The sequence below is a fragment of the Streptomyces sp. NPDC001020 genome, from assembly GCF_053599115.1.
Map to the genome: position 1 here is coordinate 81,826 of NZ_JBSFLQ010000034.1, position 7,640 is coordinate 89,465.

Here is a 7,640-nt window from a genome sequence, read left to right on the forward strand (position 1 = left end):
TCCCAATGTGATCGGTACTCGGCCCGCCGGGCAGATGCCTCGGACACGGGCCAGGTCGACACGTCGGCGGCTCACACCTCGGGCGCTCCCGTCTCCTTGAGCTCGCCGTCGGCCAGTCGCAGCCACCGGTTCACGCCGATCTCACGCAGGAACCGTTCGTCGTGACTGACCACCACGAAGGCTCCCTGGTAGGAGTTCAGGGCACTCTCCAACTGGCCCGTGCTGACCAGGTCGAGGTTGTTCGTAGGCTCGTCCAGGAGCAGCAGGTGCGGTGCCGGTTCCGCGCACAGCACGCAGGCCAGGGTGGCGCGCAGCCGCTCGCCGCCGGACAGTACCCCGACGGGGAGGTGGGCGCGGGCCCCGCGGAAGAGGAAGCGGGCGAGCAGGTTCATCCGCTCGGCCTCCGGCCGCTCCGGGGCGTAGTCGGCGAAGTTCTCGGCGACGGTACGGTCCAGGTCCAGCAGGTCGAGGCGCTGCGAGAGGTAGGCGATGCGGCCGTCGGCCCGCTTGATCTCGCCGCCCTCCGGAGTCAGGTCGCCGTTGAGCAGACGCAGCAGCGTGCTCTTGCCGGCACCGTTGGGACCGGTCAGCGCGATGCGCTCAGGGCCGCGGATGGTCAGGTCGACACCCTGCTCGGCGAACACGTTCCTGTCGCCGAGCCGGACGCGGAGCTGCTCTCCGAGGAACAGGTTCCGTCCGGCGGGCACGTTGGTGTCCGGCAGGTCCAGCGTGATGCGTTGCTCCTCGCGCAGCGCACGCCCGGCCTCGTCCAGCCGGGCCTTCGCGTCGCTGACCCTGTTGGCGTGCATCTGGCCTGCACGGCCCGCGGACTCCTGTGCGCCCCGCTTCATGTTGCCGGCGAAGATGCGCGGCAGACCGGCGTTCTTCAGATTGCGGGCGGCGTTGCTCTGTCGGCGTTCGGCGCGTTCGCGGGCCTGCTGCATCTCCCGTTTTTCCCGCTTGAGCTCCTGCTCGGCGTTGCGGACGTTCTTCTCGGCGACCTCCTGCTCGGCCCGCACGGTCTCCTCGTACTCGGTGAAGTTCCCTCCGTAGAAACGGAGTTCACCCCGACCGAGTTCGGCGATGCGCTCCATGCGGTCGAGCAGGGCGCGGTCGTGACTGACCAGGAGCAGGCAGCCCTTGAAGTCCTCCAACACGGCGTAGAGCTTGTGTCGGGCCTCGAGATCGAGGTTGTTGGTGGGCTCGTCGAGCAGCAGCACGTCCGGCCGCTTCAGCAACTGGGCGGCGAGACCGAGGGAGATGACCTGGCCGCCACTGAGGGTGCTCAGGCTGCGGTCCAGGGTGAGGTCGGCCAGACCGAGGCGGTCCAGCTGGGCGCGGGTGCGCTCCTCGATGTCCCAGTCGTCGCCGATGGTGGTGAAGTGTTTCTCGTCGACGTCCCCGGATTCCACGGCGTCGATGGCCTGGATGATCGGGGCGACGCCCAGCACTTCGGCGACTGTGAGATCTCCGGTCAGGGGCAGGCTCTGCGGGAGGTAGCCGAGGGTCCCGGCAACGGAGATCGACCCGGCACCGGGACGCAGTTCACCGGCGATGAGCTTGAGCAGAGTGCTCTTGCCGGTGCCGTTGGGCGCGACGAGGCCGGTGCGGCCGGTGCCGACAGTGAAGGACAGGTCCTGGAAGACGGGAGTGTCGTCAAGCCAGGTGAAGGACAGGTTCGAGCAGACGACGGAAGCGTCGGACATGGAGGTGACCTCGTTGGAAGAGGGGCAGGAATGACACTTCTGCCCCGGCAGCAGACAAGGAGAAAGAGGAGACGACAGCGAGACCACATCGGCGGCGCTTCCACGCACGGCCGGTGGCCTGTCGGGTCCGGGTATCACCCGGAGATGTCGTCGTCCACCACCATGTCTGGGCTCCTCAACGAAAGATCAATGTCCGTACCAGCCTAACAGCAGGCACGTTGGACCTGGGACCGATCGGGTCAACGGGTGAGCCTGCTTGCGGTACTCGCCCGCGCGACAGCATTCCGGCGGCCCGGATTCGGGTGCCCTCCCGCCCCGGTCGCACGGGTGCGACATGGCATGACGGCGACCGGGGCGTAAGGCGAGAGCGTCCGCGTGGTCCGGCGCCTCGTATCGGCCGGAGCGCGCCATGGGGGAGTGGTCAAGCCACCCCTTGGGGCGGCGGCAAGTCGACTCAGTCGGTGATGATCCTTCGTAACTTGATGTAACCCGTCGAACAAGCTAGTCCTTGGCTGTCAGCCGCGGCCGGGGTGTTGCATCTTCGCGAGTCACTGGTCAGTATGGTTACGTGAATCATGCTTTTCCCTGTGGGACGCTCCCTCTCGACTTCGTCGGTACGCTGCGTGCGCGGCGCAACGCCGAGCCGATGGAGAAGCTCGCCTCTCCTGAGCTGCTCGATGACTGGTTCGTGGAGTCCGGAATGCTCGATCTGGCGCCCGGCGCCAACGAGGCCGACCTCGCCATCGCCCTGGAGCTGCGCGAAGCGATCTACGACTTGGTCGCGGCCCGCCTCGCGGGCCGGCCGCTGCCTGCCGAGGCGGTTGCCGAGGTGAACCTGCAGGCGTCAGGCCTGCCGGTGACGCTGCGGCTGGGTCCCGACGGCACGACCCGCACCGGCTCGGCTTCACAGGGGCTCGCGGCTCTCGCTCGTGAGACGGTCGAGATTCTCGGTGGCGACGAAGAGGCGCTGCTGCGCGAGTGCGCCCGGCCCGAGTGCACGCAGGTCTACCTCGACCGCTCGCGTGGCCACCGGCGGGAGTGGTGCGCCATGAGGACCTGTGGCAACAGGGTCAAGGCCGCCGCCTACCGGGCACGCCAGCACAGCGCGAAGAGCTGACGGTTCGGATGCCGACGGCCGGTCGGGCGTCGGACGGGGCGTGTGGGCCACCCCATGCGTTCCCGCAGGCGGTGCGGGTGAGCCGGGTGCACGTCGAGGATTCAACGAGTAGAGGAAGGTGACCGCGATGGTCGGCAGTGAAGCGAAGGCCGTACTGGCAGGCGGCTGCTTCTGGGGCATGCAGGAACTGATTCGGAAGCAGCCGGGTGTACTGACCACGCGGGTGGGGTACAGCGGCGGTGACCTCCCCGACCCGACGTACCGCCACCACGAAGGGCACGCCGAGGCGATCGAGATCACCTTCGACCCGGCTGTGACCGACTACCGGGCCATCCTGGAACTCTTCTTCCAGATCCATGATCCGACCACGAAGAACCGACAGGGCAACGACATCGGCGACAGCTACCGCTCAGCCATCTTCTACCTCGACGACGAGCAGCGGCGCGTGGCCGAGGACACCATCGCCGACGTCGACACGTCGGGGCTGTGGCCGGGGCCGGTGGTCACCGAGGTCACGCAGGCCGGGCCGTTCTGGGAAGCCGAGCCGGAACACCAGGACTACCTGCAGCGCTACCCGAACGGTTACACCTGCCACTTCCCGCGCCCGAACTGGCGGCTGCCGAAGCGCTCGGGGTCCTGACCGGTACGGGGTCCGTCGCACCGAACTACTGGAGACGGTGAGACTGGGTCTCAGACCGTCCGGCTGATCCCGGACGGTCTGTCGCCGAACTCTCGGCCAGGGGGGCACGCCCGAATGTACCGGTTCTGTCACTGAACGCCTCTGATCTCCCCTCCGTTGCTCTGCAGTGTCCGGCGCGTGCTAAGCAATACGGCGTCACAGGCACGCGGGCGTCCCACGGGGGTACGTCGTGGGCCAGTCGTTCCGGCCCGTGAGGGCCACAGGGGGAGAGGCGTCACCGATGAACCGCACTCGTATGACCATCGCAGCCCTGACTGCCACCGGAGTCGTCACCGCGGCTCAGCTGGGCCTGGCCGGAGCCGCCTCCGCGGCGACCACCGTCACGCCGAAGAGTACGGGCTGCCCGATCAGCATCGTCTACCCGTCCCGGTTCTACGTGGACCACAACGGCTGGGTGACGAACGGCGGACTGTACTTCGGCATCAAGAGCAAGTCCAGCAAGAGCTTCAAGAAGGTCACCTTCACGGTCACCAACGTGAAGAACCTCCGGTTCGGCTCGGCGACGGCCAAGGGGGGCAAGATCAGCCACAAGACGTCGCAGACCGTGTCGGTCTACTCCTCGACCGTCAAGAGCAAGGCCAGTCTCGGCTTCAAGGTCCGGACGCACCTGCTGAGCACCAAGAGCTACAAGCTGAAGATCACCCTGCACGGCTCCGGCTGGAACTGCGCGGTCAACCAGGGAACGTGGGGCTCGCGCTGATGTCCGTACGGTTGTGAACCGCTTCGGCACAGGTGCACCGGCCCTTGGGGATGCTGCTGGTTGACTCGGGGCACGCACCTCCCTCCGCCCCGCCGGCTTTCTTCAGGCGGGGCGGACGGTTTCCAGATATCGTGCACCCGTTTCGGGGGTGTCTGCCCTTGTGTTCGATTCATGGGATCAGCCGGGCCGACTGAGCCGCCAGGATGCCAGTACGCCTGAGCAGCTCCGGGCCGTCAGCGGTCCTTGACGGTGACGCCGAGAGCCTGCGCGAACGCGGGCGCGAGGTACATGAGTTGACTGTTGTCGATCGTCGCACCCCTCAGTGACTCGATACCCTCGCAGATCTCCAAGGCCGCCGCGCCGCGCAGATCGACGTTCGTCAGTCGGGCCTTGCCGAGCCGTACCCCGCTCAACGACGAGCCTGGGAACGTGACGTTCGTGAGCGTCGCGCCACCGAAGTCGACGTCCCGCAGGAGGCAGTCCACGAACCGCACCTGCCGCATGTCGGCAGTGCGCCAGTTCACCGAGTCGAACTTGCAGTTGAAGAAGTTCACCCGGCACAACTTGGCGCGGAAGGCCTCCACCCCGGCCAGGGCGCTGGAGACGACCTCGGAGTCCAGCCAGTCGGTCTCCGCCAGGTCGGTGGCCACCCAGCGCACGTTGTGGAACCACACCTCGTTGAACCGGGCGCGCCGCATCCGCCCGCCGTCGAACGTCACGGATGAGAAGGCGGACTCGGTGAATCGCGCGCTGCCGGCGTCGGCCTCCTCGAAAGTGTTGCCGTCGGCATGGATGGTGTCGTAGTCGCCCTCCCACTCCAGATCGCCGCGCAGCGGTTCCAGGTAGCTCGCGTAGGGCAGATCAGCGAGTTCGCGGGGCGTGGCGGGCACGGTGGACCTCACAGGTATCGAAGACGGCGCATGGCATCGGTCGAGCACGGTGACCGCCTTACCTCGCCGACCCACTGCAGGGGGCCTCGACCCTATCGGTGCGCCCTGGTCGGTCACGTTCCGTAGCGTGTATCTGCAGGGGCCGGATGGTGCGGACGAGTCGAACGCCATGCTGCTGCACGTGGCCACGTGGCAGCTCACCCCCGGGCACTTCCTCGGATCATGCCCCCCGACCGGGAGCTGTAGCCGCATGGTTTGAGTTCTCCCTGTGAGCCTCGCCTACCGGGCGGTCACTCGCTCTGGCCTCACGCGCGGGGTGCCTGCCGGACGTTCTTTCCCCACCTTGCTGAGGCCTCTGCCAGACAGTGCGAGCACAAGGGATTGCCACCGCGGCCGTACCGATGAGTCTTCCGCTGGCACTTCGCGCACAGGCCGACCTCGTCGCTACGGCAGGTCAGAACCGAGGGGTCGGCCTCCTTGGGCGGAGGTACGGGAGTCGTCATCGCAATGTCCTGTTCCAGGCGAAAAGCTGTTCTCGCCCGGAATAAGAATAGAACATGCTTCTGGGTGAGGTGTCCGTCTGCCGCACGGGTGCTCACCCAACCGGTGCACCGGACGGACGAACGGAGCCGGGCGCCGAGCCCTACTCGGCGCTCTGCGGACATGCCCGGTCGGGCACAGGCACGCGCTGATGGAGGGTGGGGTGTGACGCGTGCGGAAGTACGCGGGTTCACCCAGGGTGACTGAGGTGCTGAGGTCTCCACCGGCCTTCGCCAAATCGCTTGGTTCGGCCAACCCTGCGACCGAGAATCGCCTGATGAGCTATGAGCAGATAACTGCCGATCAACAGCGGCGGCGCGCAGCCCGCAAGGCCTGCAAACGGTTTCTCTCGGGCGGGCGCCTCCTCAGCATCCGGGAGCGGCTCACCGCACTCGCCGCTTTGGACGGACTGGATGTCGATCCCGACTTCTATGGCAGTGACGGGCCGGTGCGGCGGCTGGAGGAGCGGACCGCCACGCTGCTGGGCACCGAGGATGCGGTCGTCTTCCCCACCGGCACCATGGCCCAGCAGGTCGCGCTGCGCTACGGCGTCGAGTTGACCGGCCGTCAGTCCATCGCGTTGCACCCGCTCAGCCACCTGGAGCGACACGAGCGGCACGCCTACACGCAGCTCACCGGCCTGCGCGGCCTGTGGCCCACCACCGAGCAGCGGCAGCCGACCGCCGAGGAACTCGCTTCGCTGGGCGAGCCATTCGGCACCCTGGCGATCGAACTCCCGCTTCGTGACCCCGGTTACCTGCTGCCGAGCTGGGAAGAGCTGGTGGAACTCACCGCGGCGGCCCGCGCGGCCGGCGCTCGGGTGCACTTCGACGGCGCTCGGCTATGGAACACAACCACCCATTTCGGCAGGCCACTTGACGAGATCTCGGCGCTCTCCGACAGTGTCTATGTCTCCTTCTACAAGGACCTCGGCGGCATCAACGGCGCCGCCCTGGCGGGCGATGCCGCGCTCACCGCCTACGCTCGCGCCTGGCGCCACCGCTACGGGGGCATGCTCTTCCAGCAGTGGCCGACCGCGCTCGCGGCGCTTGCCGGTCTGGACACCGTACTGCCCGAGCTGCCCTCCTTCACCCGCCATACCGCGACCCTCGCCCCAGCCCTGGCCGGGCTCCCCGGCGCCCGGATCCACCCCGCCGTCCCGCCCACCCATGAGTTCCAGCTCTGGCTCCCTCACCCCGCAACGGCCCTGAACGCCGCCCACCTGGCCCTCGCGGAGCAGGAGCGGACCTGGTTCGTCTCCCACTGGACCGACGTCGCACCCGGCCTGGCGATGGCGGAGGTCAGCCTGACCGGCCCGGCGCTGGAGTGGACCCCGGACGAGGTGACCGAGGTCGGGTTGCGTTTTCTGGAGCTGGCCGCCGCTTCCACGCCTCAGGCGTGAAGAAAGCGCTTGTGAAGTAGGGCGAAGCCGGCACGTTCGGGGCCCCGGACGCGTCGCGTTCCGTCGACGCGATGTGTGTGCCGGCAGCATGTGGCCGGGGGCCGAAGACCGCGGTGAACGGTCTTCGGCCCCCGGCTGGGTGGAGCGGCCGTGCTGGTTGTGACGACTGGGTGGTAGAGGGTGCGGTTCGGCCTCCGGGGTCCGGCACCCTCTACGGGGTGGGCTAGCGGTGGCCGGGGTAGTGGCCGTGCTCGCGGTGCCGGTCGCCGTACCAGCCGTGGTGTCGGCTGTGGTGCCTGCCGTGGTCGTGACCCCAGTGACGGTGGTTGTACCAGCCGTGGTGCCGGTGGTCCCGCTCGCGGGAGCGGTGGTGGTAGCCGTCGTGGTCGTGGCCGTTGTTGATGTGCAGGTGGTGACTTCCCGCGTTGCTCCGGGCAGGGCCGGCGGCCATGGCGGGCATGGCCGCCGCGCCGACGAGGGCGCCGGTAACCGCGAAGGCGGCGATCAGGCGGGCCGCCGTACGAGAAACAGACATGAATCCGTCCCCTCACGTCCGTGCACACCCACCCTGGTCGGGGCCGGCGT

The 7,640-nt window shown here is 68.1% G+C and carries 7 protein-coding genes; 4 read left to right on the forward strand and 3 right to left on the reverse strand.

Annotated elements, in window-relative coordinates; translation table 11 throughout:
• Positions 1–71: 71 nt before the first annotated feature.
• Positions 72–1,706, reverse strand: a complete 1,635-nt coding sequence (gene abc-f, locus ACWDEX_RS27865; protein WP_450466945.1) for a ribosomal protection-like ABC-F family protein — start codon at positions 1,704–1,706, stop codon at positions 72–74.
• 568 nt (positions 1,707–2,274) lie between these two features.
• On the opposite strand from abc-f, the gene ACWDEX_RS27870 reads away from it, so the two are divergent.
• The 3 genes from ACWDEX_RS27870 (at position 2,275) to ACWDEX_RS27880 (ending at position 4,223) form a co-directional block, all read left to right on the forward strand.
• Positions 2,275–2,823, forward strand: a complete 549-nt coding sequence (locus ACWDEX_RS27870; RefSeq protein ID WP_450466947.1) for a CGNR zinc finger domain-containing protein — start codon at positions 2,275–2,277, stop codon at positions 2,821–2,823.
• 127 nt (positions 2,824–2,950) lie between these two features.
• On the forward strand, positions 2,951–3,463 hold the full coding sequence (msrA, locus tag ACWDEX_RS27875; RefSeq protein ID WP_450466948.1) for a peptide-methionine (S)-S-oxide reductase MsrA: 513 nt from the start codon (positions 2,951–2,953) through the stop codon (positions 3,461–3,463).
• Between the two features lie 280 nt (positions 3,464–3,743).
• A complete protein-coding gene (locus ACWDEX_RS27880; RefSeq protein ID WP_450466949.1) occupies positions 3,744–4,223 on the forward strand; it encodes a hypothetical protein in 480 nt (159 codons plus the stop codon).
• Positions 4,224–4,456: 233 nt separating this feature from the next.
• On the opposite strand, the gene ACWDEX_RS27885 is transcribed toward ACWDEX_RS27880, so the two are convergent.
• Positions 4,457–5,113 (reverse strand): pentapeptide repeat-containing protein, encoded by a 657-nt coding sequence (locus ACWDEX_RS27885; RefSeq protein ID WP_450466950.1) that lies wholly within the window; start codon positions 5,111–5,113, stop codon positions 4,457–4,459.
• 817 nt (positions 5,114–5,930) lie between these two features.
• Between ACWDEX_RS27885 and ACWDEX_RS27890 the strand changes: the two genes are divergently transcribed.
• Complete coding sequence (locus ACWDEX_RS27890) at positions 5,931–7,055, forward strand: threonine aldolase family protein (RefSeq protein WP_450466951.1); 1,125 nt, start codon at positions 5,931–5,933, stop codon at positions 7,053–7,055.
• A 223-nt stretch (positions 7,056–7,278) separates the two neighbouring features.
• On the opposite strand, the gene ACWDEX_RS27895 is transcribed toward ACWDEX_RS27890, so the two are convergent.
• The gene (locus tag ACWDEX_RS27895; RefSeq protein ID WP_450466953.1) at positions 7,279–7,590 is read right to left on the reverse strand and encodes a hypothetical protein; all 312 of its coding nucleotides are present in this window, start codon (positions 7,588–7,590) and stop codon (positions 7,279–7,281) included.
• Positions 7,591–7,640: the final 50 nt, after the last annotated feature.

Coding starts and splice junctions, on each gene's coding strand:
- msrA (WP_450466948.1), top strand. CDS start 2,951: ATGGTCGGCAGTGAAGCGAAGGCCGTACTGGCAGGCGGCTGCTTCTGG.
- ACWDEX_RS27880 (WP_450466949.1), top strand. CDS start 3,744: ATGAACCGCACTCGTATGACCATCGCAGCCCTGACTGCCACCGGAGTC.
- abc-f (WP_450466945.1), bottom strand. CDS start 1,706: ATGTCCGACGCTTCCGTCGTCTGCTCGAACCTGTCCTTCACCTGGCTT.
- ACWDEX_RS27890 (WP_450466951.1), top strand. CDS start 5,931: ATGAGCTATGAGCAGATAACTGCCGATCAACAGCGGCGGCGCGCAGCC.
- ACWDEX_RS27895 (WP_450466953.1), bottom strand. CDS start 7,590: ATGTCTGTTTCTCGTACGGCGGCCCGCCTGATCGCCGCCTTCGCGGTT.